Annotated in this window: 2 protein-coding genes; both read left to right on the top strand. The window is 53.8% G+C overall.

Translation table 11 applies throughout. The annotated features are described in order from the left end of the window. Window positions 1-666 (top strand): helix-turn-helix domain-containing protein (locus ABD892_RS02835; protein WP_345193636.1); only part of this gene is annotated, 666 nt, incomplete at its 5' end. A 46-nt stretch (window positions 667-712) separates the two neighbouring features. Further along, complete coding sequence (locus ABD892_RS02830; protein ID WP_345193635.1) at window positions 713-970, top strand: hypothetical protein; 258 nt, start codon at window positions 713-715, stop codon at window positions 968-970. Window positions 971-1,127 lie beyond the last annotated feature (157 nt).

The raw sequence follows: 1,127 nt of genomic DNA, 5'->3' as shown, positions 1-1,127 counted from the left end.
AAGGCAGCACGAAAGAGTCGGGCCGTTTCCCAGGCCGAGCTCGCACGGCTTGTGGGTACCCGGCAGTCGACCATTAACGATATCGAGCATGGCCGTAACAAATCCACGAAGTATCTTTTAGCCATCGCTGATGCGCTGAAGGTTGATCCACGTTGGCTTGAACGTGGTGAGGGTGTGATTAAGGGAGTTTCCGTTTCGATTGTTCACCAGGGAGTACCGCTGCCCATGTTCTCATGGGATATGGCGGCGCGTCTGGCTGAGGATGAAAAACCCCATTTGCCCATGGTTGATACGCTCTACCGTTGTCCTGTCGAGCACTCCACCGAGGCGTACACGCTGACGGTGACCAGTGACCAGTACGAAGGGTACCTGAGCAACAATGACGTGCTGTTTGTGGATCCGATTGGCGAGTATTCGGCCAATGATGTGGTGATCTGCGTCATGCCTGACAGTGGGTATATTGATGTCCGTCAGATTTTCTTCGACGGTGTATCGGCCAGTCTTCGCTCCCTGACCCGCGATGTCCCGCCGGATCGACGTATTGTGAGTGCCAGAATAGTCCCGATGTTGGGTGGTGTACTGAAGTTGCCCGTCACGACAGACAGCAGTGTTCCCGAGCTGCGTCTGGTGGGCAGGGTGTTACTCCGGGCTGGCCGGGTAGTCTAGCGTTCAGCGGTGCGCGATGAGTCTCGTTGATGAGAAGGAGCTTGTGATGAACCATCAATTCTCGCGCACGCACAAAGTGTGGACCCAAATCGATCAGGAACTGGTGGGCATAGATGTTGGCCGTTGCCCTGCCATCGGTGATGCTGTGGCGGTGTTTTCCAGTGACCGCAACAGTACGCCGTTGGTGACCGGTACCATGACCCGGGAGATGTCGGATTCTGATGTCTATGGTTGTCTGGACATTGTCGTGAAACCGTTGCTCGATACCCTGCACGATACATCGAACGACAGTCAAAACGAGTAGTTGGCAGATTGTTGAAGGAGGGCAGAACCACTGCCCTTTTTTGACCCGAAAGCTAACGTAATGCCGTTTGATATGTCGTTTACAGAGGTATAATGAAAGGCCAAAAGGAGGAGGAAATAGCCATGGATGTAGGTTATTACGACAATCTGCCGGACGA

Origin of the sequence: Kistimonas scapharcae, assembly GCF_039540975.1 — a bacterium.
GTDB classification, from domain to species: Bacteria; Pseudomonadota; Gammaproteobacteria; order Pseudomonadales; family Endozoicomonadaceae; genus Kistimonas; species Kistimonas scapharcae.
This window is presented reverse-complemented; position numbering and strand designations above follow the sequence as displayed.